The organism is Campylobacter sp. CNRCH_2015_0814 (assembly GCF_025772765.1).
Lineage (GTDB): Bacteria > Campylobacterota > Campylobacteria > Campylobacterales > Campylobacteraceae > Campylobacter_D.
Window position 1 is genome coordinate 24,033 of the sequence record NZ_JAKMSR010000006.1, and the last position, 26,178, is coordinate 50,210.

The following is a 26,178-nucleotide window of genomic DNA, read 5'->3' on the forward strand; positions in this document are numbered from 1 at the left end:
AATTATATCTTTAATAAGTTTAATTAAAAGTAAAATTTGCTATAATTTCAGATTAAAAAAACTTGAGGATGATGATATGGATTTAAAAATAGCAAGAACCTCTGTTGATGAAAAGCCAAAAAGTATAAGTTTAGAAAGTATTGAAAAGGCTGTAGATAAAGAAGGTCAAAAATTTTTCTATTTTGATAAAGACAATGCACATAAGCAATTAATTGCTTTAGTAGAGCATTTTGAAAAAAAAGGAAAATGTGTTTATCATAGAACGATCAAATATGGTTTAGATGATACAGATTTTATGTATGAGGTACACATTCTTTGAGTAAAAAACTTTTTATACAAACTTTAGGTTGTGCTATGAATGTGCGTGATTCAGAGCATATGATAGCTGAACTTAAAGAAAAAGAAAATTACGAATTAACTCAAGATGCAAAAGAAGCAGATTTGATTTTAATCAATACTTGCTCAGTGCGTGAAAAGCCTGTGCATAAGCTTTTTTCAGAAGTTGGAAGCTTTGAAAAAATCAAAAAAAATGGAGCTAAAATAGGAGTTTGTGGTTGCACTGCTTCGCATTTAGGAGATGAGATTTTCAAGCGTGCTCCAAATGTGGATTTTGTTTTGGGTGCTAGGAATGTTTCTAAAATCACAAAGGCTGTAAATACGCCAAAATTTTTAGGCAATGATATAGATTTTGATGAGAGTAATTATGCTTTTGCAGATTTTAGAAATAGCCTTTATAAAACCTATATTAATATCTCTATAGGTTGTGATAAGCATTGTACTTATTGTATAGTGCCTCACACAAGAGGAGATGAAATTTCTATACCTTTTGAGATTATTAAAAATGAAGCATTAAAAGCTGTTTCTAAGGGTGCCAAAGAGATTTTTTTACTAGGGCAAAATGTTAATAATTACGGCAAAAGATTTTCTAATGCACATGAAAAGATTAATTTTTCAGATCTTTTAGAAAGACTAAGTGAAATTGAAGGTTTGGAGCGTATCCGCTTTACAAGCCCACATCCATTACATATGGATGATAGATTTTTAGAGGTTTTTTCTAAAAATCCTAAAGTGTGTAAGTCTATGCATATGCCTTTACAAAGTGGTTCGAGTGAAATTTTAAAAGCTATGAAACGCGGTTATACTAAAGAGTGGTATTTAGATAGAGCCTTGAAACTTCGTTCTATGTGCAAAGATGTGAGTATTTCTACTGATGTGATTGTAGCTTTTCCAGGTGAGAGCGATAAAGACTTTGAAGATACTATGGATGTACTTGAAAAAGTGCGTTTTGAACAAATGTTTTCTTTTAAATACTCTAAAAGACCACTAACTAAAGCTGCAACTATGCCAAATCAAATTCCTGATGATATAGCTTCAAAACGCTTGAGTATTTTACAAGCTAGACATACAGAAATTTTAGATGAAATTGTTGCAAAACAAAAAGATAAAGAATTTGAAGTTTTATTTGAAGAATTAAGAAGCGAAGGTTTTGTAGCAGGTAGAAGTGATAATAACTTTTTGATTCAAGTTAAAGGTAGTGAAGAGTTATTAGGACAAATGAGAAAAGTAAAAATCACCAATCCTAGGCGTATGGTGTTAAATGGCGAAATCCTTTAAGATTAATCTTTTAGCTTTTGGAATTTTTTTATTACAATGGCTGATTTTTTTAACTTGTAGAAAGGTTTATTTAGGGCAAAAGCTTCCAAAAAGATCATGTGTGATACTTTTTTGGCATGGGCGTCTTGCTCTAATGCCTTTTGCCTATCGTAAAATGGGTATTAAAGGAAAAAAGGCTTATGTGATGATTTCACACCATAAAGACGGAGAAATCATTGCTAGAAATATTGCTTTTTTTGGTTTGGATACTTTAAGAGGTAGTACAAGTAAAGGTGCTTTGGCTTTATTAAAACAATCTTTTAAAATTTTAGATCAAGGCGATGATGTGATTATCACTCCAGATGGGCCAAGAGGACCTTATCATAGTGTTTCAGATGGTTCTGTGATGATAGCTTTGAAAAAAAATACTCCACTTTTTTTGCTAAATTATGAAGCAAGCTCTTTTTGGGAATTTAAAAGTTGGGATAAAATGATCTTACCTAAACCTTTTTCTAAGATTACGTATAGACTAAGTGAAGAAATCAAAATACAAAATTTAAATTTAGAAGAAGCTAAAGTATTGATAAAAGAAAAATTTGATATGATAAGTCAAATAGACAAAGGATAAACACTATGTTATCTTTTTTTAGAAAATATATTTTACAACTTTTAGTTTGTATTTGCTATGATGAAAAACAATACATTATAAGATGTCATACTTGGAAAAAATCCCAAGCTGTTGATACTTTTGAAAAAAGCTTTGAAGATAAAGAAAAAGCCATAGAATATGTAAAAAATTTAACTAAAGATTTTCAAATTTATTATATATGTACTTTTTTTACTCCTATTGCCCAAGGCGTTGCGCCAAGCTCAAATTTTAAAGATCTTTCCAATTTTGGTGTCGATGCAAGTAGTGTCAAATGTATTTCTTTTAATAATGGTTTATTGTATGCATCTAATCATTCTTTAAGCTCATATGAGCAAGATTATGAGGCTTTTGGCGGTTTGGATTTGCTTTATTCGCCTTTTTCTTTACTTTATCATTGTATGGCAAATAGAGGTTTTGAAGAAAAAATAGGCCTTTATGTGTATAGATACCATGATTTTGTTGCGATGTTAATTTGTAAAAATGAAGCTATATTGTTTGGAAGTTATTTTAATATAGCTAGTCAAAATTATGATGAAGATGATTTTTTTGATGATATTAAAGAAGAATTTGATTTACAAATTGATGATGAAAATCAAGAAGAAGAAAATGAGCAAAATTATGACTTAAAAAGTTTAGAAGAAATGAGTCAAGAGCTTGATAAACTTGAGGAATTAGATGAAGAAAAAGAAGAGCTTCCTATCGAGTCTTTAGAAAATTTTAGCTCAGATATGAAAATGATAGAATACATCATTTCAAGTGTAAAAGAATTTTATCAAAATCCTTTGTATGATAATAGCTTTTTGGAAGAAATTGTGATTTTTGATGAGGAAAGTTTTAGTTCGACCTCGCTTGATTATTTAGAAAATGAGCTTTTTATAAAGCCTAAAGTAGAACTTGTAGATACTTTAAATTTGATGAATGAACTTATGGTGAAGGACTTAAAATTATGAGATATAGTCTAATCAAACCTAAGATAAAACCTGTTTTTAATCTTTTTACTAGAATTTGGATTTATTTTACTAGTATTAGTGTTGCTTTAATTTTTGTAGTATTTATTGTGGTAGTTTTTAAAAGCTATTATGCGTCTGTGCAACTTGATAATAAAAAAGAAGAGTTAGCTCAAATTATCGCACAAATTAATGCTAATAAGCTTAAATATCAAGAATTAGTAAGACAAAATGATAAAGCAGAGTTAATTTTGGGAGATTTAGAGCAAGAACAAGAAAATGGTAAAAATAAAGTTTTATTAAAAAGTATTCAAAATCTTTTTACTCTAGTGCCTAAAAACATATCTTTGGATGAAGTTTTAATGGAAGATAGATCGCTTATTTTAAGAGGCATTACACCTACTAAAGAAATGTTTGCGTTGTTATTAGAGGCTCCATTAAGAAGTATTTTTTCCAATTCTCAAACAAGTTATTATCAATTAGAAAATGGGTGGTATCGCTTTGTAAGTGTAAATATCACTATACCAGAGGAAATGTATGAGCAAAAACGATAAGAGCTTAGAAGAAGCTGATGTATTAAAGATATTGATTTATTCTTTTTCATTTGTTGCACTTTGTGCGATTTTGATTTTATTTTTAATCGTGCCTTTTTTGAAAGATTATAAAATCGAACATTCAAGATTAGCAACCCAGCAAATTCAAAACACTAAAGCAATAAATGAGTTACAAGCTTTAGAAAAAGTTATTGATGAGTTTCAAAAAGTGAATGCGCAAAATTTAGCTCAAATCAATACGGAATTTTCACAAAAAGAATTATTGGAATTTATGAAAAATTACTTTGATGATGTAAAAATCAATCTCATTCCTATTAAAAAAGAGCAAGAGTATCTAAAATATCAGTTTGGAGTTAATGTAAAGATGAAAAATCCTCAAGCTTTTTATTCTTTTTTAAATGATTTGCAAAGATATAAAAATTTAATAGAAATTAGCACTCCTGTAGAGTTTAAATCCGAAGAAAAACACATCAATCTTAAATTTAAGATCAAAGTGTTTTACGCACAAGCTATTCAAAAATGATTACTTCATTATTTTGATAAGGAGTAGCTTTTTCTTCTTTTTTATCATCTTGTTTTACATCTTGAACTTCTGAGTTTTCTTGTGTTTTTGGTTCTTCTTTGATTTCTTTTACACTAGTTTTTAAACTAGATGTGATTTCTTTATAAAAAGCAACAAAAACTTTATCAATTTCTAAAGCACTTGCTGCAAGACTTTCATTAACTTGGGTTGGAACAGCACTATATACCTCTCTAAAGCTTTCTATGCTTGCTTGTCCTTTTATAGGATAATTTAAAATAATAGGATCGTTTAATTTTGCTGAGCTTGTTGTGCTTTGAAAAGTATCTTCTTGATGTAAATTATTTAAATGACTTTGAGCTTCTAAAATAATCATAAAAGAAGATTCCACACTATCGCCTCCAAGACTTGAATTTCTCGTAACCTTATCTTCATATAAACTAGCATTGATAACTATATTAAAAGCATAATCAGGATTTTCATTATCTATAATATATCCCTTACTTTGAAGCAATGCTTTGCTATCTTCTAAAAGTTGTTTTTTGAGTAATTCTAAGCTTTTATTAATTCTTTGATTTAGGGTAGATTGCTCAAAATATGAACTATAAAAAGTATTTTTTATAATTTCCACATCATTGATTTTGACTTTAGGACTATTAGCATTTGTGTTGTTGTGTTCTTCAAAAGTACTTTTAAAATTTGGCATAGAAATATAATAAGTTTTTTGATTACCAGTGCAAGCACTTAAAAATAAAATTATGCTAAAAAATAATAATATTTTTTTCATTTTCTCTCCTTTTGATTTTTATAATTATAACAATTTTTTGCTATATTATATGTTTTATAATAAGGGCTTTTTATGGAATTTTGGCAAAATATTTATACAAATTTTGATGTGGTAGCTTTTGAAATTTTTGGTTTAAAAGTGCATTGGTATGGCATTATGTATGTGTTAGCTTTGCTTGTTGCTTTAATGGTCGCAAAATACTATGCGATTAAAGATAATATGGGAATTTCTAAAGCTATGCTTGATAGCTATTTTATATGGGTAGAAATAGGGGTGATTTTAGGTGCAAGATTGGGTTATATTTTAATTTATGATGCGCATACTTTATGGTATCTTACACATCCTTGGCAAATTTTTAATCCCTTTTATAATGGAGAATTTGTAGGGATTAGGGGTATGAGTTATCATGGAGCTGTTGTTGGATTTTTAATAGCAACTTATGCTTTTTGTAAAAAAAATAAGCAGAATTTATGGAAATATTTAGATTTGGTTGCTATTAGTGTGCCATGTGGATATATTTTTGGTCGTATCGGAAATTTTTTAAACCAAGAATTATTTGGTAGAGCTACAGAAGTGCCTTGGGGTATTTATGTAGATGGGATATTGCGTCATCCTTCACAACTTTATGAAGCATTTTTAGAAGGTTTTGTGGTTTTTGCTATTTTATTACTAATAAAAAAATATAAAAAATACAATGGAGAATTGATTGCTTACTATACGATTTTGTATGCTCTAGCGCGCTTTGTATGTGAGTTTTTTAGAGAGCCTGATTTTGGCATAGGCTTTGTTGCTTTTGGTATGAGCATGGGTCAGATATTGAGCTTATTAATGTTTTTATTAGGACTATTTTTATCTTTTTATTTAAGAAATATTAAAAAAAATTTATAAATTTTTATTTATTTTAAGAATAAAAGTTCTATAATTGCTCCGATATTAAAACTTATCAACTTTTAAAAGGAGTAAATATGAGCCAACTCATTGAAGGTTTTTTAGGCAAGAGTATTGATGGCAAAAAAAGCAAAATGCCAGCAAAACTTGACTATATTCAAAGTGCGACAGGCTTAATTTTAGGCTTGTTTATGTGGGCACATATGTTGTTCGTTTCTACCATTTTGGTTAGTGATGATTTTTTTGATTCAGTGGTTCACTTTTTAGAACTAAAATTTATCATTAATAGCCCTATGATGAGCTACATCACTTCTTTCTTGGCTGCCTGTGTTTTGGTTATTTTCTTTGTGCATGCGGGTCTTGCAATGAGAAAATTTCCTATTAATTTCAGACAATACCAACTTTGTAGAACACACTTAAAATATATGAATCATGGTGATTCTTCTTTATGGTGGGTTCAAGCTGCAACTGGTTTTGTAATGTTTTTCTTGGGTTCTGCGCACTTAATTTTTATCATTACTAATGCAGATAAAATCAGTGCTGATATGTCAGGCGATAGAGTAGTGAGCCATTTTATGTGGTTATTTTACATTGCCTTATTAATCTGTGTTGAGTTGCATGGTAGTATTGGTCTTTATAGATTATGTGTAAAATGGGGTTGGTTTGAAGGTAAAGATGCAAAAGAAAGTCGTAAAAAACTTAAAAAAGCAAAATGGTTTATTAGTATTTTCTTCTTAGTTTTGGGTGTATTAAGCTTAGCTGCTTTTGCAAAAATAGGCTTTAATAATTACCAAAACAACTCTGTAGCGCAAATAGTAAAAACTTATGATGGAGCTAAATATGAACATACAATATAGTGATGCTTTAGTTATCGGTGGTGGTCTTGCAGGTTTAAGAGCTGCTATTGAAGTTGCAAAAAGTGGTCAAAGTGTAACTTTATTAAGTATTTGTCCAGTTAAAAGATCTCACTCAGCTGCTGTACAAGGTGGTATGCAAGCGAGTTTAGGAAATAGCGTTAAAGGTGAGGGAGATAATGAAGATGTACATTTTGCTGATACAGTAAAAGGATCTGATTGGGGCTGTGATCAAGAAGTTGCAAGAATGTTTGCACAAACTGCTCCAAAAGCTGTGCGTGAGCTTGCTGCTTGGGGTGTGCCTTGGACTAGGGTTACAAAAGGACCTAGAACTGTTGTTATAAACGCTCAAAAAACTACTATTGAAGAAAAAGAAGAAGCACATGGTCTTATAAATGCAAGAGACTTTGGTGGTACTAAAAAATGGAGAACATGTTATATCGCTGATGCAACAGGACACTGTATGCTATATGGTGTGGCAAATGAAGCGATTAAACATCAAGTTAAAATCATCGATAGAATGGAAGCAGTGAGAATTATCCATGATGGTAAAAAATGTTTAGGGGCTATTGCTAGAGATTTAACTAATGGGGAATTAATCGCTTATGTTGCTAGAGGAACTATGATTGCAACAGGTGGTTATGGTAGAATTTATAAACAAACTACAAATGCTGTTATTTGTGAAGGTACAGGCGCTGCTATTGCACTTGAAACTGGACTTTGCAGACTTTCAAATATGGAAGCAGTGCAATTTCACCCAACTCCAATCGTACCAAGCGGTATCTTACTAACTGAAGGTTGTAGAGGTGATGGTGGTATCTTAAGAGATGTTGATGGTTACCGCTTTATGCCCGATTATGAGCCTGAGAAAAAAGAACTTGCAAGTAGGGACGTTGTAAGTCGTAGAATGATGGAGCACATTAGAAAAGGAAAAGGTGTAAAAAGCCCTTATGGGGATCATTTATGGCTTGATATTTCTATCCTCGGTCGTGCTCATGTTGAAAAAAATCTTCGCGATGTTCAAGATATTTGTAAGACATTTAATGGTATTGATCCTGCTGATGAGGGTCCAAAAGGCTGGGCACCAGTTTTACCTATGCAACATTACTCAATGGGTGGTATTAGAACTAAACCAACCGGCGAAAGTCAATGGTTAAATGGTCTTTTTGCATGCGGTGAAGCAGCTTGCTGGGATATGCACGGATTTAACCGCTTGGGTGGAAATTCATGTTCAGAAACTGTTGTTGCAGGTATGATCGTGGGAGATTATTTTGCACAATATTGTAAAGAAAATGGTAATGATATTGATACAAATATCGTTAAATCTTTCCTTTCTAAAGAGTATGATTACTTAAAATCTCTTGTTAGCAAAGAAGGAAAACATGATGTATTTGAAATCAAAAATAGAATGAAAGACATTATGTGGGAAAAAGTAGCTATCTTTAGAACAGGCCAAGGTCTTGAAGAAGCGGTTAAAGAGCTTGAAGAATTGTATCAAAAATCACTTGATTTAAAAGTACATGATAAAGAATTAAAATGTGCAAATCCAGAGCTTGAAGAAGCTTATAGAGTTCCAAGAATGCTAAAAATTGCTTTATGTGTTGCTTATGGTGCGCTTTTAAGAACAGAAAGCCGTGGGGCTCATTATAGAGAAGATTATCCAAAAAGAGATGATTTAAACTGGATGAAAAGAACAAATACTTACTGGGTAGAAGGTGAAAGTATGCCTAGAGTTGAGTATGAAGATCTTGACATTATGAAAATGGAAATCCCACCTGCATTTAGAGGTTATGGTGCTAAAGGAAATATCATTGAAAACCCATTAAGTGAAAAACGCCAAGCTGAAGTTGATGCGATCCGTGAAAAAATGGAAGCAGAAGGCAAAGGAAGATATGAAATTCAACATGCTTTAATGCCTTATGAATTACAAGCTAAATTTAAAGCACCAAATCAAAGAATAGGAGTTGATTATGAGTAGAAAATTAACAATAAGAGCATTTAAATATAATCCATTAAGTAAAATTTCTAAACCTCATTTTGTTACTTATGAGCTTGAAGAAACTCCATTTATGACGATTTTTGTGTGCTTAACTCAAATCAGAGAAAAAATGGATGCGGATTTGAGTTTTGACTTTGTATGTAGAGCAGGGATTTGCGGAAGCTGTGCTATGATGATCAATGGTAAGCCAAAACTTGCTTGTAAAACATTGACAAAAGACTATCCAGATGGCGTTATAGAGCTTATGCCTTTACCTGCATTTAGACACATAAAAGATTTAAGTGTTAATACAGGTGAGTGGTTTGATGGTATGTGCAAACGCGTTGAAAGCTGGGTGCATAATGAAAAAGAAACAGATATTTCTAAACTTGAAGAACGTATTGAGCCAGAAGTTGCTGATGAGACTTTTGAACTTGATCGTTGTATAGAGTGTGGAATTTGTGTTGCTTCTTGTGCGACTAAGCTAATGAGACCTGACTTTATCGCAGCTACTGGACTTTTAAGAACAGCTAGATATTTACAAGATCCACATGATCACAGAACCATAGAAGATTTTTATGAATTAGTGGGTGATGATGATGGTGTGTTTGGATGTATGTCTTTGCTTGCATGTGAAGATAATTGTCCAAAAGAACTGCCTTTACAAAGCAAAATCGCTTATATGAGAAGACAGCTTGTCGCTCAAAGAAACAAATAATCCTAGCCCCCAAGAAAAGGGGGCTCTTAAAACCTTACTAAAACAAATTTGGCAAAATCATAGCGTTTATCTTGACACAAATACACTTTTTGATGAAAGTTTGATTGATATTCAAAAAGCAGCAATTGTTTTAAGTACTAATCTTGATAAGTATGAAAGATTTAGCGCTTTGAATGAATTTAAAAGTTTGATGAAAAGTTTAAATTTACGCTTAGACCTTTATGGTATTCAATATGCACAGGTTTGTTTTATTAACGCTTTAAAATTAGGAATTTTGGATAAAAACGAGCTTTTAAAAGCCTTGGAAAAACTTCAAAAAATCACTGATAATACTTTAATATATGCTTTTGTATCTAGGCAAAAAGTCATTCAAAAAGATTACAAGCAAGAAGTTAAAAACTCACATCAAACACTAGATCTCATTAATCAAAATTTACAAGAGCTTTGCGAAGATGAAAAAGCTCAAAAACTCTTACAAGAAGCTTTGGTTAAATTTAGTAATATTGATTTTTCTATCGCAGTAACGGGTGTGGTAAATGCAGGTAAATCAAGTATGCTAAATGCACTTTTAAAAAAAGATTTTTTAGGTGTATCTAATGTGCCTGAAACTGCAAATTTGAGCATTTTAAAATATGGTAAAAATCAAAAAGCTAAGATATATTTTTGGAGTGAAGAAGAATGGCAAGATATTTTAAAAAGCTCTAAAGATAATCAAGACATGCAAGAACTAATCAAGCAATTAGAGCAAAATTTTAATCTAAATGAGTATATTGAAAAAGAAAATAAAAATATAGAAATAAAAATTGAAGAATTAAAAAATTACACTAGTGCAAAAAACAAAATTTCAGCACTTATTAAAAAAATAGAGCTTTTTTCATCGCTTGATTTTTTAAAAGATAATGTTTGTATAGTTGATACTCCAGGACTTGATGATGTGATCATCCAAAGGGAGCTTTTAACAAAAGCTTATATAAGTAAAGCTGACTTTTTAATCCACCTTATGAATGCTTCTCAAAGTCTTAGTCAAAAAGATTGTGATTTTATTATAGAATGTTTGCTAACTTCAAGGGTAAGTAAGCTTTTGATTGTGCTTACTAAGGCTGACTTGCTTAGTCAAAAAGACTTGCAAGAAGTAATTAACTATACTAAAAATAAGCTCAAAGAAAATTTAGCACAAAAGCAGCTTAGCCAAGAATTATTAAATAATTTAGATTTTGTGTGTATTTCTTCAAAACTAGCTAATGATTTTTATCAAAAAGGAGCTGGAAATTTAGAGCAAAGCAATATTTTAACACTAGAAGAACTTATAGCTAAAAGCTTATATGATAAAAACAAAATCGCTCTAAGTGCTTATAAAAAAGAATTATTATTACATTTAGAAAAAATAGAAGAAAAAATTAAATTTTCTAATAAAATGCTAAATTATGAAAACTTTGAGCTTGATAAGCAAAATCAAACTATTATCAATGATTTTAAAGCAAAAAAAGAAAAATTAATGCAAGTAAAAGCAGAGCTAAGTGCTATTTTCAACAAAAAAGATGAAAATACTCAAGAAATTTTAACGCTTTTGCATTTACTAGCTAAGAAATTAAAAGAAAAACTCATAGATGAGCTAAAATATAATCAAAATAATAAAATCAAAAACAACACTCAAAGACTAAATACTATCATCGATACGACTTTAAAAGATGGAATTTTTGATCTTTTAAGAGAGTTAAAACAGCAAAGTGAGTATAAGGTCAATGAGCTTAAAAACACTCTAAGTGTGAAATATGATTTTTTAAAAGCTATTTTAGAGCAAAATTGTGATGATTTTAAAAGTAAGGTTGAAGCAAAAATAGAAAGCATTTTAACTAATGAACTTTTTATGACATTAAAAGTAGGACTTTTAAAAAATTTAGAGTTTGCTCAAGATATTTATAAACTAGAAAGCTCTTTAGAAAATCAAATTTTGAAAAAATTACAAACATTTAATATAGAAAAAATTGCCCTAGATTTAAAAAACAATCAAGAATTTTTTACTAATTTAGAGCTTAGTTTAAATTTATACGAAAAAGAACAAGAAGAGCAAATCAAAGACTTAAAAGACTTGATTTTACAAATAGAACAAAATGAGCAAAACTCCAAAGAGCTTTTAGAAAAAAACAATACAAAATTACAAAGTTTAAAGACTTTAAAAACGGAGCTTTTAAATGCAAAATGATTTGATTAATGATTTTTTAAAAGCTTATGAAAATGCTTATTGTAAAAGCTTTGATGATAGTTTTGAAGGAAAAATTCTAGCAATCAAAAATGCGTTTTTAGAACCAAGTTTGCATTTAAATGATGTTTTTTTAAAAGATCTTGAAATGATTATAGCTAGCTATAAAAGGGCCATTAATGTGGCTATTATAGGACAATTTTCTAGTGGTAAATCCACGCTTTTAAATTTGATTTTACAAAAAGAATGCCTGCCAACAGGTGTGGTTCCAGTGACTTTTAGGCCTACTTTTTTACGCTATGCTAAGGAGTATTTTTTAAGAGTTGAATATGAAGATGGTAGTGATGAGATTGTTGATATAGATGAGCTTTCTAAATTTAGCGATCAAAGAAATGAGCTAAAAGAAACTAAAAGTTTGCATCTTTTTGCGCCTATTGAGCTTTTAAAAGATATCACGTTTATAGATACCCCAGGTTTAAATGCAAACACCACCGACACGCTAACTACTTTTAAAGAGCTTTCTTTTATGCATAGTGCTATTTGGCTTAGTTTGATTGATAATGCAGGTAAAAAAAGTGAAGAAGATGCTATAAAAGCAAATACTAAGCTTTTAGAGCGTGGTGGGATTTGCGTGCTTAATCAAAAAGACAAGTTAAGTCAAGATGAGCTAGAAAATGTTTTAAATTATGCACATTTAGTTTTTGGTAAGTATTTTGAAAAAATCATCGCAATTTCATGCAAAGAAGCAAAATTTGATTTACAAAAGTCAAATTTACCTTTACTTTATGAGTATTTAAAAGAACTTGATTGTGAGCGTATTAAAAAAGATTTTATTAAAGAAAAACTTGGTAATTTATGCGAACTTTTGTCAAATCAATACGATTTATTTCAAAATGCACTAGAGCAATTAGAGCTTAAATTTAATGCTATTTTGCAAACTTTCAAAGTAAGCAAACTAGAGCAAAAAATCAAAATTTTAAATCATAATTGTTTAGATAAATTAAAACTTGTTGGAGAAAAAATCGCCCAAGAAATTTTAAAATTTATTAAAGAAAAAGATAGTAGTTATTACAGGGAAGCCAAGGGTTTATTTAAGAAAAATCTTTATGAAAAAGTTGCTTATAAAGCACCGTATCTTTCAAGTGATGATGCGTTTTTGGCTATGTTTTATAATTCTGAAGTAATGAATAAGGAATTTAAAAGATTAAAAAATGAAATCGCCTTAGAATTTAGTCAAATCAAAGATGATTTTTCTTTATTTTTTACTCATTTAGAAGAGCAAATTTTGCTTTTTAAGGCTCAATTTTCAAATTTACAAAAAGAAAATGCCTTAGAAAGTGAAAAAGAATTTGCTAGTTTTAGAAGCTTTGCTAGTGCTAGCGAGGAGCTTTTTTTAAAAGATTTTAAGCAATTATTATTTAAAAGCCAACTTGAACTTGATCTATTTTTAGAAAAGCTTAATCTAAAAGCTTTAGCAAATTATGAAAGTGCTACTAAGCTTACTTTGGGATTTTTTAGCGCTAAAATGAATGCGAGTAAAGAATTTTATGAGCTTGATAGTACCGAGTTTAGCTTATATCATCCAAAAGCAAGTGAAGTGCATCAAAGGGTATTAACTGAGCTTAATGTCTATGAATTTGAAGATTTACTTTTAAATAAGCCCGTAGTTTTAAAAATTTATAAAAATTATATGCAAAGTTTTGTTGATTTTATTGAAGCTAAAAGACAGATTGTTCTGAATTTAAAAAATGAATTTGAGGCTAAAAAATCAATGATTTCTAGCATCAAATCCCAAATTTCTAAGCTTTAAAAATTTTTTCTAAGTGCGCTTTGTAGTTTGTGAAATACTCTTGCACTTGAGGATTTTTGATTACATCATTGGCTATGAAAGTAGGTAAGGCACTCATACCTAAGAACTCATGTGCTTTGTGAAAGTGTAAATACACTCCATCAACCCCAGCTCCATTAAAGAATTCATTCTCATCATTAAAGGCTTGTATTGGAGCATTCCAAGTTAGCGAAAGCATATATTTTTTATTTTTTAAAAGCCCGCCACTTCCGTATTTTTTACTTGCATCATCTCTGCTTCTACCATCGTTTTTATAAAACACTCCATGTCCTGCTGTGAAAACATCGTCAATGTATTTTTTCACTATCCAAGGCTCACCCATCCACCAACCAGGCATTTGCCAAATCAAAACATCCGCATTTAGAATTTTTTCCATCTCATCGTTTATATCATAGCCTTGATCTATGTGTGTTTGTTGGGTTTGTAAACCAAGTTCTTGTAAAGTCTTAAGTGCAAGCTCATGCAAGCTTGTGTTTAATCTTCCTTTAGAGTGTCCAAAGTCTTTTGCACCGTTTAATAATAATACTTTTTGCATATTTATCCTTTTGCGTTTTTTGAAATTATAATTTAACTATAATTTTATTTCAATACTGAAATTTATGTAAGATACTATACTATAAGAAAGTGTAAAACAAATATGTTACTTTTTATGATTGATTTTTTAAAAATAATACAAAAATTGTATTATTTTTTTTATTTAAGACTATATTAAAAAAGCAAGGAATAGAATGAATATAAGTTGATATTGTCAACAAAAAGGAGGAAAATATGCAAGATAATGTCATCGATCGTAGAAATTTTTTTAAATTAAGTCTTTTGGGTGGTGGTGTGGTTGCTGCTAGCGCTATGAGTGGTGGAGCTATATTGCATGCTGCAGAATTAACTCATGCGCACAAGAAAACACAAGGAGGTTCAAATAAAATAAGAGGAAAAATGTTTTTTCAAGTGCAGACTGATTTTGATAATCTAAGTGCAGCATGTGAGAGAATTTATCCAAAAGATGAGCAAGGTGATGGTGCTATAGGCTTAGGCGTGCCTTATTTTATTGATAATCAATTAGCTTCAGCTTATGGTTATAATGATAGAGAATATCTGCAAGGGCCATTTACAGAAGGAATTGCTGAGCAAGGTTATCAAACCCCAATGAAGCGTAATGAGATTTTTTTAGAGGGTGTTAAAGCTTTGGAAATAATATCTCAAAAGCGTTATAAAAAAACTTTTTCATCTTTAAAAGGGGTTGAGCAAGATAAAATTTTAGTTGATTTAGAAAAAAATAAAATCGATTTCATAGGATTTAAATCTTCTGAATTTTTTACTCTTTTAAGAGATATGACAATAGCTGGAGTTTTATCTGATCCAATTTATGGTGGTAATGATAATAAAAATGGTTGGAGAATGATGCAATATCCTGGTGCTCAAATGAGTTATATTGACAAGATCACAAGTGATGAGTTTTTTGACATAGAGCCTATGAGCTTAGCTGACATGGAAGGATAAATTATGGCAGAAGTATTAAAAAAAGTAGATGTGGTAACAGTAGGAGCTGGTTGGACAGGTGGTATAGTTGCAGCAGAACTTACCAAGGCTGGATTGACTGTCTTGAGCTTAGAGCGTGGTATGATGCAAACTACGGAAAATTTTGCAATGATTCACGATGAGTGGAGATATGGTATTAACTATGGTTTAATGCAAGATTGCTCAAAAGATACAGTAACTTTTCGCCATAATGTTAATGGTTTGGCTTTACCATATAGAAAAATGGGATCTTTTTTACTTGGAAGTAATGTTGGTGGTGCAGGGGTGCATTGGAATGGTTGGACCTTTAGATTTTTACCTTATGATTTTGAGATTAAAACAAAAAGTTTTGAAAGATATGGTAATAAATTAGGCGATGATTATACTTTGCAAGATTGGGGTTTAACCTATAAAGATATGGAACCTTATTATGATAAGTTTGAAAAAACCTGTGGAATTTGTGGAGAAGAAAACCCACTTGCTGAAAAAATGGGTTTGTTTAGATCAAGTCCTTATCCGCAAGAACCTTTAGAAAACACTAAAATGCTTAAACGCTTCGAAAAAGCTGCAAGAGAAATGAAATTGCACCCATTTAGATTACCTGCGGCTAATTCAAAAGGCGGTTATACTAATCCAGATGGTCAAGATCTAGCCCCGTGTCAATATTGTGCTTATTGTGAGCGTTTTGGTTGTGAGTATGGTGCTAAGGCTAGTCCTATTAATACTGTCATACCTAAAGCTATGAGCACAGGAAAATATACTATAAGAACTCATAGTAATGTTATAGAAATACTAAAAAAAGATGGCAAAGCTACAGGAGTTAGGTTTGTAGATACAAGGACTATGAAAGAATATATTCAGCCAGCAGATATTGTAGTGCTTACAAGCTATATGTTTAATAATGCCAAGCTTTTAATGGTAAGTGGTATAGGTGAGCAATATGATCCAAATACAGGCAAAGGAACTTTAGGTAAAAACTATTGTTATCAAATCAATATGGGAACAACAGCGTTTTTTGATGAGCAATTTAATACATATATGGGTTCAGGTGCTTTAGGTACAACTTGCGATGATTATAATGGGGATAATTTTGACCACTCGAAAGAGAAGTTTTTGCACGGAGCTATGATTTATAGTGTGCAACTTGGAAATCGCCCTATCCAATCAGCTCCGCTGCCAAAAGGAACTCCAAGTTGGGGAGCTGAATTTAAAAAAGCTTTAAATTATAATTTTACAAGAGCTATTACAGTAGGAGGACAAGGTGCATCTTTACCACATAAAAGCAACTATTTGAGTTTGGATCCAACCTATAAAGATGCTTTTGGAATGCCACTGGTAAGACTTACTTATAATTTTACAGATCAAGATCGTGCTTTACATAAATTTATAACAGATAAAACAGCTGAAGTAGCTAAAAAAATGCAAGGAGTGAGATCGATTAAAAAAGGAGCATACTTGAAAGATTATAGTATAGTGCCTTATCAATCTACACATAATACGGGTGGAACTACTATGGGTGCTGACCCTCAAACAAGTGTTGTTAATACTTATTTGCAACATTGGGATATGGATAATCTTTTTGTTGTGGGTGCAGGAAATTTTCAGCACAATAGCGGATATAATCCTACTGATACAGTTGGAGCTTTGGCTTATCGTTGTGCAGAGGGTATTTTAAAATATCATAAAAATGATAGACAATTAGTATAGATATATGTGAAGCATTTTGCTTCACATATTATTTTTCGCTACTGTCTTTTTCTTTTTTCTTTTTCCATAAATGAAGCGCAACTCCACATGCGCCACCAACAATAGCAGCAATGATAAGATTTGTGATGAAATCCATCGAAATCCTTTTTAATGTGTATTCATTTTGATAAAAAATGATTTTGGATTATAATATAAAAAAGCATAATACTATATTAAAGGAAAGTATATGGAAGAAAAGTGCGATTTTACAGAATGTGGGTTTAACTATACCTTGTCTTTGATTTCAGGCAAATACAAGATGAGTGTTTTGTACTGCTTGTTTCGCTATGAAGTTGTAAGATATAATGAACTTAAAAGATATCTTGGCAATATTTCTTTTAAGACTTTGACACATACTTTAAGAGAGCTTGAAAATGATGATTTAATCACGCGTAAAGAATATCCACAAATCCCTCCAAAAGTAGAATACAGCCTTGCTAAAAAAGGACAAAGCTTGATCCCTATTTTACAAGCGATGTGTGATTGGGGCGAGGCAAATCAAAAGGAAGAAAAATGATAGAATTATTAGATGGTATAAATTTAGAAAAATACATGGGTACATGGTTAGAAATGGCTAGAAAACCTGCATTTTTTCAAAAAACTTGCAAAAGCGCCAAGGCAGAATATGAGCTAGAGTATGAAGGCTCTACGCCTATAATTAAAGTTAAAAATATATGCACAAAAGAAAATGGAGAAATCTCTCAAGCAAATGGCAAAGCTAGGGTAAAATCTCCAAGATCTTTAGCGGTTAAATTTAGTATATTTATGAATATTTTTAACAAACCAAATTATGAGATTATTTACATTGATACAAATTATCAAGTTTCTATCGTAGGTAGTCCTGATAAAAAATATCTTTGGATTTTATCAAGAGAGATTTTAGCAAAAGAGCAAATAAACTCTTTGCTTGAAATAGCCAAGCAAAGAGGTTTTGATACTAGCGATGTGATTTTTGATGAGTATTAATTTTCTGCACTCATATCGATTACATAGCGGAATTTGGCTTTTCCTGAAGTGAGGTTTTCATAAGCTTTGTCAATCTCACTTGGCTTGATGAGTTCAATTTCAGGATAAATTCCATGTTCTAAAGAAAAATCAAGCATTTCTTGAGTTTCTTTAATGCCCCCAATAAGCGAGCCATATACTTTTTTACCTGCTTTATGTACAAAGTGAATGATGTTAATGCTAGGACTTACTTCATGTGGAGGTAATCCTACGATAGCCATCTCACCACCAAATTTTAACAAATCCATATAAGCTAGTGGATCATAAGGGGTTGGTATAGTAGAGATGATGAGGTCAAATCTTTCTTTTACCGCACTTTTATCTGTACTAGTATAAAAATTACTCACACCCATAGCTAAAGCTTGCGCTTTTTTGTTCTCATTTCTTGCAAAAACACTTACTTTTGCTCCCATTTTTACAGCATATTTAACTGCCATCATACCAAGCCCACCAAAACCTGCTACGGCTACACTTGAGCCTTCTTTGATGTTTGAAAATTTAAGCGGTGAGTAGGTAGTAATACCCGCACAAAGTAAAGGCGCTACTTTGTCAAGTGGAGCATTTTTTGGTACATTGATAGCAAATTTTTCACTTACTACGATGTTGTTTGAGTAGCCTCCATAGGTGTTTTCATTATCATGAAATACATCTTTGCAGTTATAAGTGTAGATGGTTTTACCATTTTCACAAAATTGCTCTTGAGATTTTTTGCATGCTTCGCACTCTCCGCATGAGTTTACCATGCACCCAACCCCAGCATAATCACCTACTTTAAATTTACTCACATTTTCACCCACCGCTATAACTTCTCCTGCTATTTCATGGCCAGGTACGCAAGGGTAGGTTGCCTCGCCCCATTCGCTTCTTGCGGTGTGAATGTCACTATGGCAAATTCCTGCGTATTTGATAGCGATTAAGATGTCGTTTTTACCTACTTTATGGCGTGTAAATTCAAAAGGCGTGAATTTAGAATCCTTGCTAAGCATGGCATAACCTTTACTTTTAACACGACCATTTTCTAAAAAGATTTTTGAGTCCATTTTCTCTCCTTTGTGGTTTTTGAAATTATATTAAAGCTAGGTTTTTATTGCAATAGGGAAAATAAAGTAAGATACTATACTCAAGGTGCGTTTGTGGGTTTTGCAAAAAAAATATATAATTTAACTACCGAGTTTTTCTCGGTAGTTGTGAATTTTTCAAAAATTAAAAATTTTTATCTAAAACATATTTTTTATCTATTATAAATGATTTTTCTGTGGATGTATTATCTTCTTTTTTGCTTTGTATATAATAAACATCTTTTGCATCCGATAGAATACGCACATTTTCTACTTTTATATCTTCTGTGTTTTCAATAAAGCTGATATTATTATCTATTAATTTATCTTTTAGAGTTTTATTTTTGCTTAGTAATAATTCTGCGTCAAAATTACCTATTTTTAAATATGAAATAATATTTTTATTTAAAGCATAAAGAGAAAAAATCAAGATGATGGCATTGGCAAGTATAAAAAATTTAAAATCATTAATGTAAAATAAAAAACTGAATAAACCTAAAATAAGAATACAAGCAAAGAATAAATAAATATCATTAATTTTTTGTGTTTTAATAATAACAAGGGCATAAATAAAAGCAATAACTGCATATAATATAAATATTAATATAATCTGCATTGCGCAAATTTCTATCGTGTTTGATGAAATTATATATTTTCTCCCAAAAAACAATAGTATTATATTTACAATAACTAATATAATTAAAAATAAACTAAGGTCGCTTAGTGTAACAAAAGCTGTTGTTGATGCGGTAAAGCAAATTACTATAGGAATTATTCTTGGTGTTTTAAGAAAATATTTATGCAATTCTCTTGAAAAAACGAATATTGCTATATAGAAAAAACAAAAAATACCTCCAAATAAAATACCTGTTACTGCCAAAGCGATTATCTTTTGGCTGTCTATAAAAGGAATAGTTTTTGTTTGTATAAAATGCTGTGTTAGTATGAATATGACTATAAAAAATCCTACGATATTAATCAATGAAAATAAATCTTTTGAATTTTCTAAAACTAATTTTGAAATATTGGTAAAATATTGCGTATCTTTTCTTGCTCTATAAGATTCTTTATATTTTATAAATTTGGATTCAGATTTAAAAATTAACTCTTTTGGGTTTTTAAAAATTGATTTTAATGTATTAGTAAAATCTTGCATATATTTTCTTATTCTATGAGATTTTGTAAGTTCGGATTTATGTTTATTGAGCTTTTCTAGTTTTATTTCATCAATATTCTTTACATACAAATTAAAACAAAAATAAATTTCATCTTCTAAATCATTGATTTCATGAGGATTGTTTTTAAATTTTGTGTATTCTAAATTATTAAAAAATAATATTTCTTTATTTATAAGTTCTTGTAATCTTCTATTTATTATCTTTATATTCTCATGGTTTAAAATTTCTTCTTCTTTTTTAAGTTCTTCAATTAATTCTTGACAATCTTGTAGCTTTTTTTCTTTTGTAGCTAACAGAGTTTCAAAATTCATTAATAATCCTTATTTTATATTATCACAATTAGTATTAAGGCATTAAAACAATATCTACCAAATCATTTTCTTTTATATTATCATGCGCTATCATTAATGCGGCTTTGTGGTTAAGGTTGTTGATGATGGCACTTGAACCTTGTTTTTTGCCTTTTAAATTGGCATAAATTTTTCCGTCTTTAAATTCTACATTACAAGCTACAAATTCTAAATGCGAACTTTTTTTCTTATAGTCAGTATTTGCAAATGCCTTAAATACATAGTCTTTTTCTTGTAAAAGCCAAGCATTTAAAAGTTCTCTTACATATAAATTAAACATTACCATAGCCGAGTATGGAAAACCCGGTAGCGCAAAGATGAATTTATCTTCAAATTTGGCTATTTTGATGTGTTTGCCAGGCTTTACATCGACTTTGTCTATGATGACTTCATACTCTTTAACAGCTTGCTTTAAAAAGTCAAAATCCCCCATGGAAACTCCACCAGTGGTAACTAAAATATCACATGCATTAAGTGCTTGTTTTAAAACACTTGGAGTTTTTTGCATATCATCTTTTAAAAGTGGGAAAATTCTAGCTTCAGTACCAAGTTTTTTTGCCATATTAGCTATGGCTACATGGTTTGATGAGCGAATTTGTGCAGGGTGCTCTAAGCTTTCGCCCAAGTCTTTGATTTCACTTCCACTACTTAGCACGCCTATGATAGGTTTAGCAAAAACACTAATGTGAAAGTGTCCAAGCTCGGCTAAAAGTGCTATCTCGCTATAGCCTAGTTTTGTACCTTTAGTGAGTAAAATTTCACCTTCGGTGTAGCTCTCGCCCACCTTTCTTACAGCAAAGCCTTGTGGAACTTTTTCTTTTATATAAATCACATCGTTTTTAACTTCTACTTTTTCCACAGGTACTAAGGTATCACAACCATCACTCATTAAAGAGCCTGTAAAGGTTTTAACACATTCTTTATTTTGTATTTTAAAGCTTGGAAAAACTCCCGCAGGCACTTCACCTATGATAGACAAAGGCTCATCTTGCTCACTAAATTTAATCGCATAGCCATCCATAGAAGCAGTGGGAAATTGAGGGTTATTAGTAGAAGCTTTGATGTCTATGGCTAAAATTCTATCTAAGCACTGTGTTAAAGCGATATTTTCTATCTTTTCATATGCTTTTATATGTGAATGAAGTATGTCTAAACTTTGACTATAAGAAGTTAGCATTTTAGTCCTTAGTGCTTAAAATTCCTGCTCCTTGAAGTTTCAAAGAGCGTTCTTTGGCATAAATTTTTTCGCCATTAATGATATCATATTTCCATATAGGCGCACTTGCTTTAAAATCTTCTACAAAGTCATTAATCAGCTTAAGTCCTAGTTTTCTTTGCTTGCTTAAAACCCCAGCAAAATAAGAACTCTCATGCACCTTAACCTCGCCGATAGAGTGAGCAAACATCAAGCTTACATTTTCATTTGCAAGTTTTTGGCACCACTTTTCAAACCAAGTTTTTAATAAAGGCTCATATATATCAAAACTCAAAGCCTCAATCTCATCTTCAGCTCTGACTATACCGCAAAATGTGATCAAAGCTCCGCAGTTTTTGTCTTTAGCATATTCATACCATCTAGCATAAATGCTAGGAATTTCTAAGGCTCCTTGGTGTAATTCAAACATAACTCATCCTCCACAAACCGGCGGAAGTAGGCAGATTTTATCCCCATCTTTTAAGGTGGTTTCATCATCAAAAACCATTTCATCATTTAAAGCAACCGCACAAAGCTCAAGCCATTCTTTTAAGCTTTCATCTTGCCCTAAAATTGCTTTTAATTCTTTAAGATTGTTTATGTTTAGTTCTAAGCTTTCTTTGTCAATTGGCCCTAGAAATTCGACTTTTACCATTTTTTACCTTTATTCTTTGATTTCTAAAATTCCCATCATTCCAAGATCTTCATGCTCTAAAATATGGCAGTGAAACATTCTAATACCGGTAAATTTTTGACTCATTCTAAGTCTTAATTCTTCCCCAGGTCTTACATTAATCGTATCTTGCAATGCTCTGAATTTTGCTTTTGTTATTTTACCCTTAAATTTAGAAGAAATGAGTTCAAATTGTGTTCCGTGTATATGGAAAGGATGATCCATATGTGATTTGTTTTTTACTACCCATTCTTCTACTTCATTTAATTTTGAGGTTAAATCCGTTCTATTCATATCAAATGTTTTACCATTGATTAAAAACATAGAGGCAAGGCTTTTTTTGATTTCTTCTTCACTTTTTTTATCAATACCATGCATTTGCATATGATCTTCACTCATAATCACTTCTTTAAAGTTTGTAGCTTCTTTTAAAGGTGGAAATTCGCGTAATTTTTCAGGTATGTTTTCTATAGTTTTTTCTACTTTAAGATCAGCTAACATAAGAGTGTAAGGTTCTTCTTTAACAAGCATTTTATCGCGGTCATAATAAGTACTTTCAAGTTTAAAATCACCTTTATTTGCTTTGATTAATACTTCTACTCTTGAAGCAGGACTTAAAAATAACTCATCTAATTCAATACCTTTTTCTATAAGCCCTCCATCAGTTCCTACTAAAATAAATTTAGCACCTTTAATGCGTAAATTTAAATATCTTGCCGCACAAAAATTATAAATACGAATTCTTTGAGCTTTGTCAAGTGTTATTTTTGGCTTTAATTGTCCATTGATAAGAACTAAATTTCCTTCTCTACCATTTAGCCAATCAAATAAATTATTATCAGGAATTTGTGCATTTTCATCTAAACGCAAATCGCTAATCACCCAATCTTGTTCTTGTAAATGCGACAATGCATCTTTTTTAGCTTTTACTACAAATATCCCTGCTAAACCTTTATAAACTTGCTTTGCTGTGGTATAGTGTGGGTGTGGATGATACCAGTAGGTTCCTGCTGAATTTTCTCCAAGTTTAAAGCGATAAATTCTTTCTCTACCAGGCATGATAGGATCATGTGGATTACCATCTTGTTCAGGTGGTATATCAAGTCCATGCCAGTGGATAGTAGTTGGTTCTTTTAAACTATTTTTTACCAAAATTTCTACAGTGTCACCTTCATAAACTTCTATTTTAGGTCCAGGTATAGAGCCATTGTAAGTAAAGCATTTTGTTTTTTTACCTTTAACAAGTTCTATTTGACTTTCTTTGACTTCTATACTTGATCTAAAGAAATTTTTCTTTGTGCTTGTGTTTTTTAGAAGTTTTAAATTTGCTAATGTTTGTCCGTTAGGAAAGTCTTTTTCATCGAGTAATTTAATGTTTGGATTTTCTAGTTTGATAAAAGAAGTATCGATTTCTTTTGTATCTTTTTGTGTATGTTTTGAGTGCATATTATGATGAGAATGATCCCCCATTGCATAAGCGCTGCTAATACTTGCTAAACCTAAAGCATTAAATTTTAAAAATAACCTTCTGTCCATCAAATTTTTACTCCTAAATTAATTTTGATTTGGATTTTGATTATAGCTATTATTTGATTAATGATTGTAAATTATAAAAACAAGATATAATTTTAATATGATTTGTTATACAAGTGGTTTTAAATCAAAAATTAAGGATAAATAATGCTAATTAAAAATCATTTAGATAAAGACTTTCAAACCCCCGCTTATATTTTAGAAGAAGATAAACTTAGAAAAAATTGTGAACTTTTGGCTAAAGTGAGCGAGCAAAGTGGAGCAAAAGTTTTACTTGCTCTAAAGGGTTTTGCTTTTTCAGGTGCTATGGATATAGTGGGTGAGTATTTATCAGGTTGTACTTGCAGTGGGCTTTGGGAAGCTAAATTTGCAAAAGAATATATGGATAAAGAAATTCATACTTTTTCACCTGCTTTTAAAGAGGATGAAATAGATGAAATCATCGATCTTTCACATCATATAGTATTTAATTCTTTTAATCAGTTTAAAAAATTTAAAGACAAAGCAAGTAAAAAGTCTCTTGGTTTGCGCTGCAATCCAGAGCTTTCAGTGGCTCCAAAAGAACTTTATAATCCTTGTGGTAGATTTTCAAGACTAGGAATTCGTGCGATTGATTTTGAAAATGAAGATTTAAGTGCCTTAAGTGGGCTTCATTTTCATGCTTTATGTGAAGAAAGTGCACATTCTTTAGAGCTTGTGTTAAATGCTTTTGAAGCTAAATTTTCAAAATTTATTAAAAATATGAAATGGGTTAATTTTGGTGGAGGCCATCATATCACAAAAGAAGGTTATGACACGCAAAAATTAATTGATCTTTGTAAAAAATTTAGCGATAAATACGGGGTGCAAGTGTATCTTGAGCCAGGTGAGGCTGTGGGTTGGCAGTGTGGGACTTTAGTTGCAAGTGTGATAGACATAGTAGAAAATGAGAAAAAAATAGCTATTTTAGATACTTCAAGCGAAGCTCATATGCCAGATACTATCATCATGCCTTATACAAGCGAGGTTTTAAATGCTAGAATTTTATCAAGTCGTGATGGGGAAAAATATAGTGAGTTAAAAGAAAATGAATTTGCTTATTTACTTGGTGGCAATACTTGTCTAGCAGGAGATATCATGGGTGAGTATGCTTTTAATCAAGAGTTAAAAATAGGACAAAAAATAGTATTTTTAGATCAAATTCATTATTCTATAGTTAAAAACACCACTTTTAATGGAGTAAGACTTCCAAATTTAATGTTCTTAGATAAGAATGAAAATTTATCTATGGTAAGAGAATTTGGTTATGAAAATTATTCAAAAAGAAACTAAAAATTGAGTTTTTTTGTAGTTTTTTGCAAATTTATGTTTTTTAAATAAAACTTTTTTTAAAATAAAAATGGAAACTGAAAATTAACAAAACTACAATGCTAAGCTTTAGCTAGCGTGTAATGTTTAGGAGTAATTTATGCATAGGGTTATACTAGCTCTTTTAGCCTGTTTTAACTTTCTATTTGCTCAAGAAAATTTTGAAGTTAAAAATACTCAAATTTGGGATGTGCAAAGAGTGATGAATATAGAAAGTTATCAAAATTTTGGTGCTTTGTGGACTAAACTACAAGGTGAATATATTGCAAGTGCTGTTTTGATTATACTTATAGTGGTAATTTCAGCTTTTGCATTGCATTATATGGTCATAGGTCCAAAGAAATTTTCTCATGATGGTAAGAAAATTTATGCCTTTTCGGTATTTGAAAGATTGTTTCATTTTGTAGCGGCAATTTCTTGGATTATCCTTGTGCCAACCGGTCTTATTATGATTTTTGGATCATATTTTGGTGGTGGATTTTTTGTAAGAATGTGTAAAAACTTACATGGCATTGCTACTATTTTATTTATCATTTCTATCATTCCTATGCTTTTATGTTGGATTAAAAGAATGCTTCCTGCAAGTTATGATTTAAGATGGATGATGATGGTTGGTGGATATTTAAGTAAAGAGAAAAAACCTGTGCCTGCTGGCAAGTTTAATTTTGGTCAAAAATCTTGGTATTATATAGCTGTTTTTGGTGGATTTTTGATGATAATCACCGGTGCGTTTATGTTTTTCCTTGATTTTAATTCTACTTCTTTACAATCTATTTTTGGAATTTCTCATATAGATATTTTAAGAGCTTCAGCTATCATCCATAATATTTTGGGTATTTTATGTGCGGTATTTTTTGCTATTCATATTTATATGGCTGTATTTGCTATTAAAGGAAGTATCCATTCTATGATTAGTGGTTATAAAGAAGAAGAGGAAGTTTATATTTTACATTCTTATTGGTATAAAGAATTAAGCGATAAAAAACAAATCAATCCATCATTTACTTACGATTCTAAAACAAAATTTTAAAATCTCACTTG

The 26,178-nt window shown here is 30.7% G+C and carries 26 protein-coding genes; 18 read left to right on the forward strand and 8 right to left on the reverse strand.

Features of this window, described 5'->3' with window-relative positions:
• The first annotated feature begins 76 nt into the window (after positions 1 to 76).
• The 6 genes from L8X24_RS04355 to L8X24_RS04380 are packed head-to-tail and all read left to right on the forward strand — an operon-like array spanning position 77 to position 4,266.
• Entirely contained in the window at positions 77 to 319 is a 243-nt protein-coding gene (locus L8X24_RS04355; protein ID WP_039617566.1) for an HP0268 family nuclease, read from the forward strand.
• Entirely contained in the window at positions 316 to 1,614 is a 1,299-nt protein-coding gene (gene miaB / locus L8X24_RS04360) for a tRNA (N6-isopentenyl adenosine(37)-C2)-methylthiotransferase MiaB (RefSeq protein ID WP_263663783.1), read from the forward strand. The genes L8X24_RS04355 and miaB overlap by 4 nt, the downstream gene beginning before the upstream one ends.
• Positions 1,598 to 2,221 (forward strand): lysophospholipid acyltransferase family protein, encoded by a 624-nt coding sequence (locus tag L8X24_RS04365; RefSeq protein WP_257928654.1) that lies wholly within the window; start codon positions 1,598 to 1,600, stop codon positions 2,219 to 2,221. Before miaB ends, L8X24_RS04365 begins: the two co-directional genes overlap by 17 nt.
• Before the next feature lie 5 nt (positions 2,222 to 2,226).
• On the forward strand, positions 2,227 to 3,192 hold the full coding sequence (locus tag L8X24_RS04370) for a hypothetical protein (RefSeq protein WP_263663784.1): 966 nt from the start codon (positions 2,227 to 2,229) through the stop codon (positions 3,190 to 3,192).
• The gene (locus tag L8X24_RS04375) at positions 3,189 to 3,743 is read left to right on the forward strand and encodes a hypothetical protein (RefSeq protein WP_039627963.1); all 555 of its coding nucleotides are present in this window, start codon (positions 3,189 to 3,191) and stop codon (positions 3,741 to 3,743) included. Before L8X24_RS04370 ends, L8X24_RS04375 begins: the two co-directional genes overlap by 4 nt.
• Entirely contained in the window at positions 3,727 to 4,266 is a 540-nt protein-coding gene (locus L8X24_RS04380) for a hypothetical protein (RefSeq protein ID WP_263663785.1), read from the forward strand. Before L8X24_RS04375 ends, L8X24_RS04380 begins: the two co-directional genes overlap by 17 nt.
• Here L8X24_RS04380 and L8X24_RS04385 read toward each other — a convergent pair.
• Positions 4,253 to 5,050: a membrane lipoprotein lipid attachment site-containing protein gene (locus L8X24_RS04385; RefSeq protein WP_263663786.1), complete on the reverse strand. Its 798-nt coding sequence runs from the start codon at positions 5,048 to 5,050 to the stop codon at positions 4,253 to 4,255. The genes L8X24_RS04380 and L8X24_RS04385 overlap by 14 nt on opposite strands.
• Before the next feature lie 72 nt (positions 5,051 to 5,122).
• Here L8X24_RS04385 and lgt point away from each other — a divergent pair, with 72 nt between their 5' ends.
• The 6 genes from lgt to L8X24_RS04415 all read left to right on the forward strand — a co-directional run bounded on the left by lgt (position 5,123) and on the right by L8X24_RS04415 (position 13,498).
• Positions 5,123 to 5,938 (forward strand): prolipoprotein diacylglyceryl transferase, encoded by an 816-nt coding sequence (gene lgt, locus L8X24_RS04390; protein ID WP_263663787.1) that lies wholly within the window; start codon positions 5,123 to 5,125, stop codon positions 5,936 to 5,938.
• Positions 5,939 to 6,015: 77 nt separating this feature from the next.
• Positions 6,016 to 6,795 (forward strand): fumarate reductase cytochrome b subunit, encoded by a 780-nt coding sequence (locus L8X24_RS04395; protein WP_012661076.1) that lies wholly within the window; start codon positions 6,016 to 6,018, stop codon positions 6,793 to 6,795.
• A complete protein-coding gene (locus L8X24_RS04400) occupies positions 6,779 to 8,770 on the forward strand; it encodes a fumarate reductase flavoprotein subunit (RefSeq protein WP_066007209.1) in 1,992 nt (663 codons plus the stop codon). Before L8X24_RS04395 ends, L8X24_RS04400 begins: the two co-directional genes overlap by 17 nt.
• Positions 8,763 to 9,488 (forward strand): fumarate reductase iron-sulfur subunit, encoded by a 726-nt coding sequence (locus tag L8X24_RS04405; RefSeq protein ID WP_012661078.1) that lies wholly within the window; start codon positions 8,763 to 8,765, stop codon positions 9,486 to 9,488. The genes L8X24_RS04400 and L8X24_RS04405 overlap by 8 nt, the downstream gene beginning before the upstream one ends.
• The gene (locus tag L8X24_RS04410) at positions 9,466 to 11,691 is read left to right on the forward strand and encodes a dynamin family protein (protein ID WP_263663788.1); all 2,226 of its coding nucleotides are present in this window, start codon (positions 9,466 to 9,468) and stop codon (positions 11,689 to 11,691) included. The genes L8X24_RS04405 and L8X24_RS04410 overlap by 23 nt, the downstream gene beginning before the upstream one ends.
• The gene (locus tag L8X24_RS04415) at positions 11,681 to 13,498 is read left to right on the forward strand and encodes a dynamin family protein (protein ID WP_263663789.1); all 1,818 of its coding nucleotides are present in this window, start codon (positions 11,681 to 11,683) and stop codon (positions 13,496 to 13,498) included. Before L8X24_RS04410 ends, L8X24_RS04415 begins: the two co-directional genes overlap by 11 nt.
• Here L8X24_RS04415 and L8X24_RS04420 read toward each other — a convergent pair.
• Positions 13,488 to 14,072, reverse strand: coding sequence for an NAD(P)H-dependent oxidoreductase (locus tag L8X24_RS04420; protein WP_263663790.1), 585 nt, complete (start codon positions 14,070 to 14,072; stop codon positions 13,488 to 13,490). The genes L8X24_RS04415 and L8X24_RS04420 overlap by 11 nt on opposite strands.
• A 233-nt stretch (positions 14,073 to 14,305) precedes the next feature.
• On the opposite strand from L8X24_RS04420, the gene L8X24_RS04425 reads away from it, so the two are divergent.
• The 4 genes from L8X24_RS04425 to L8X24_RS04440 all read left to right on the forward strand — a co-directional run bounded on the left by L8X24_RS04425 (position 14,306) and on the right by L8X24_RS04440 (position 17,764).
• Positions 14,306 to 15,034 carry a gluconate 2-dehydrogenase subunit 3 family protein gene (locus tag L8X24_RS04425; RefSeq protein ID WP_263663791.1) on the forward strand — a complete coding sequence of 243 codons (729 nt, stop codon included), beginning with the start codon at positions 14,306 to 14,308 and terminating at the stop codon, positions 15,032 to 15,034.
• Between the two features lie 3 nt (positions 15,035 to 15,037).
• Positions 15,038 to 16,759 carry a GMC family oxidoreductase gene (locus tag L8X24_RS04430; RefSeq protein WP_263663792.1) on the forward strand — a complete coding sequence of 574 codons (1,722 nt, stop codon included), beginning with the start codon at positions 15,038 to 15,040 and terminating at the stop codon, positions 16,757 to 16,759.
• Positions 16,760 to 16,985: 226 nt separating this feature from the next.
• Positions 16,986 to 17,315: a MarR family transcription factor RrpA gene (rrpA, locus tag L8X24_RS04435; RefSeq protein WP_263663793.1), complete on the forward strand. Its 330-nt coding sequence runs from the start codon at positions 16,986 to 16,988 to the stop codon at positions 17,313 to 17,315.
• Complete coding sequence (locus L8X24_RS04440; protein WP_263659472.1) at positions 17,312 to 17,764, forward strand: lipocalin family protein; 453 nt, start codon at positions 17,312 to 17,314, stop codon at positions 17,762 to 17,764. Before rrpA ends, L8X24_RS04440 begins: the two co-directional genes overlap by 4 nt.
• On the opposite strand, the gene L8X24_RS04445 is transcribed toward L8X24_RS04440, so the two are convergent.
• The 6 genes from L8X24_RS04445 to L8X24_RS04470 all read right to left on the reverse strand — a co-directional run bounded on the left by L8X24_RS04445 (position 17,761) and on the right by L8X24_RS04470 (position 23,793).
• Entirely contained in the window at positions 17,761 to 18,843 is a 1,083-nt protein-coding gene (locus L8X24_RS04445; protein WP_263663794.1) for an NAD(P)-dependent alcohol dehydrogenase, read from the reverse strand. The two genes, L8X24_RS04440 and L8X24_RS04445, sit on opposite strands and share 4 nt — an antisense overlap.
• Before the next feature lie 163 nt (positions 18,844 to 19,006).
• A complete protein-coding gene (locus L8X24_RS04450; protein WP_263663795.1) occupies positions 19,007 to 20,350 on the reverse strand; it encodes a hypothetical protein in 1,344 nt (447 codons plus the stop codon).
• A gap of 34 nt (positions 20,351 to 20,384) precedes the next feature.
• Positions 20,385 to 21,566 (reverse strand): molybdopterin molybdotransferase MoeA, encoded by a 1,182-nt coding sequence (locus L8X24_RS04455; RefSeq protein WP_263663796.1) that lies wholly within the window; start codon positions 21,564 to 21,566, stop codon positions 20,385 to 20,387.
• 1 nt (position 21,567) lies between these two features.
• A complete protein-coding gene (locus tag L8X24_RS04460) occupies positions 21,568 to 22,014 on the reverse strand; it encodes a molybdopterin synthase catalytic subunit (RefSeq protein ID WP_039627992.1) in 447 nt (148 codons plus the stop codon).
• A gap of 3 nt (positions 22,015 to 22,017) precedes the next feature.
• Positions 22,018 to 22,239, reverse strand: coding sequence for a MoaD/ThiS family protein (locus L8X24_RS04465; protein ID WP_087689516.1), 222 nt, complete (start codon positions 22,237 to 22,239; stop codon positions 22,018 to 22,020).
• A 9-nt stretch (positions 22,240 to 22,248) separates the two neighbouring features.
• Complete coding sequence (locus L8X24_RS04470; RefSeq protein ID WP_263663797.1) at positions 22,249 to 23,793, reverse strand: multicopper oxidase family protein; 1,545 nt, start codon at positions 23,791 to 23,793, stop codon at positions 22,249 to 22,251.
• 144 nt (positions 23,794 to 23,937) lie between these two features.
• Between L8X24_RS04470 and nspC the strand changes: the two genes are divergently transcribed.
• A complete protein-coding gene (gene nspC / locus L8X24_RS04475; protein WP_214134996.1) occupies positions 23,938 to 25,101 on the forward strand; it encodes a carboxynorspermidine decarboxylase in 1,164 nt (387 codons plus the stop codon).
• A gap of 136 nt (positions 25,102 to 25,237) precedes the next feature.
• Complete coding sequence (locus L8X24_RS04480) at positions 25,238 to 26,167, forward strand: formate dehydrogenase subunit gamma (protein WP_263663798.1); 930 nt, start codon at positions 25,238 to 25,240, stop codon at positions 26,165 to 26,167.
• Positions 26,168 to 26,178: the final 11 nt, after the last annotated feature.

What these genes read in the sequence shown, in the direction of transcription:
- L8X24_RS04355 (WP_039617566.1), top strand. Translation starts at nt 77, where the DNA reads ATGGATTTAAAAATAGCAAGAACCTCTGTTGATGAAAAGCCAAAAAGT.
- L8X24_RS04365 (WP_257928654.1), top strand. Translation starts at nt 1,598, where the DNA reads ATGGCGAAATCCTTTAAGATTAATCTTTTAGCTTTTGGAATTTTTTTA.
- L8X24_RS04370 (WP_263663784.1), top strand. Translation starts at nt 2,227, where the DNA reads ATGTTATCTTTTTTTAGAAAATATATTTTACAACTTTTAGTTTGTATT.
- L8X24_RS04375 (WP_039627963.1), top strand. Translation starts at nt 3,189, where the DNA reads ATGAGATATAGTCTAATCAAACCTAAGATAAAACCTGTTTTTAATCTT.
- L8X24_RS04380 (WP_263663785.1), top strand. Translation starts at nt 3,727, where the DNA reads ATGAGCAAAAACGATAAGAGCTTAGAAGAAGCTGATGTATTAAAGATA.
- L8X24_RS04385 (WP_263663786.1), bottom strand. Translation starts at nt 5,050, where the DNA reads ATGAAAAAAATATTATTATTTTTTAGCATAATTTTATTTTTAAGTGCT.
- lgt (WP_263663787.1), top strand. Translation starts at nt 5,123, where the DNA reads ATGGAATTTTGGCAAAATATTTATACAAATTTTGATGTGGTAGCTTTT.
- L8X24_RS04395 (WP_012661076.1), top strand. Translation starts at nt 6,016, where the DNA reads ATGAGCCAACTCATTGAAGGTTTTTTAGGCAAGAGTATTGATGGCAAA.
- L8X24_RS04400 (WP_066007209.1), top strand. Translation starts at nt 6,779, where the DNA reads ATGAACATACAATATAGTGATGCTTTAGTTATCGGTGGTGGTCTTGCA.
- L8X24_RS04405 (WP_012661078.1), top strand. Translation starts at nt 8,763, where the DNA reads ATGAGTAGAAAATTAACAATAAGAGCATTTAAATATAATCCATTAAGT.
- L8X24_RS04415 (WP_263663789.1), top strand. Translation starts at nt 11,681, where the DNA reads ATGCAAAATGATTTGATTAATGATTTTTTAAAAGCTTATGAAAATGCT.
- L8X24_RS04420 (WP_263663790.1), bottom strand. Translation starts at nt 14,072, where the DNA reads ATGCAAAAAGTATTATTATTAAACGGTGCAAAAGACTTTGGACACTCT.
- L8X24_RS04425 (WP_263663791.1), top strand. Translation starts at nt 14,306, where the DNA reads ATGCAAGATAATGTCATCGATCGTAGAAATTTTTTTAAATTAAGTCTT.
- L8X24_RS04430 (WP_263663792.1), top strand. Translation starts at nt 15,038, where the DNA reads ATGGCAGAAGTATTAAAAAAAGTAGATGTGGTAACAGTAGGAGCTGGT.
- rrpA (WP_263663793.1), top strand. Translation starts at nt 16,986, where the DNA reads ATGGAAGAAAAGTGCGATTTTACAGAATGTGGGTTTAACTATACCTTG.
- L8X24_RS04440 (WP_263659472.1), top strand. Translation starts at nt 17,312, where the DNA reads ATGATAGAATTATTAGATGGTATAAATTTAGAAAAATACATGGGTACA.
- L8X24_RS04445 (WP_263663794.1), bottom strand. Translation starts at nt 18,843, where the DNA reads ATGGACTCAAAAATCTTTTTAGAAAATGGTCGTGTTAAAAGTAAAGGT.
- L8X24_RS04450 (WP_263663795.1), bottom strand. Translation starts at nt 20,350, where the DNA reads ATGAATTTTGAAACTCTGTTAGCTACAAAAGAAAAAAAGCTACAAGAT.
- L8X24_RS04455 (WP_263663796.1), bottom strand. Translation starts at nt 21,566, where the DNA reads ATGCTAACTTCTTATAGTCAAAGTTTAGACATACTTCATTCACATATA.
- L8X24_RS04460 (WP_039627992.1), bottom strand. Translation starts at nt 22,014, where the DNA reads ATGTTTGAATTACACCAAGGAGCCTTAGAAATTCCTAGCATTTATGCT.
- L8X24_RS04465 (WP_087689516.1), bottom strand. Translation starts at nt 22,239, where the DNA reads ATGGTAAAAGTCGAATTTCTAGGGCCAATTGACAAAGAAAGCTTAGAA.
- L8X24_RS04470 (WP_263663797.1), bottom strand. Translation starts at nt 23,793, where the DNA reads ATGGACAGAAGGTTATTTTTAAAATTTAATGCTTTAGGTTTAGCAAGT.
- nspC (WP_214134996.1), top strand. Translation starts at nt 23,938, where the DNA reads ATGCTAATTAAAAATCATTTAGATAAAGACTTTCAAACCCCCGCTTAT.
- L8X24_RS04480 (WP_263663798.1), top strand. Translation starts at nt 25,238, where the DNA reads ATGCATAGGGTTATACTAGCTCTTTTAGCCTGTTTTAACTTTCTATTT.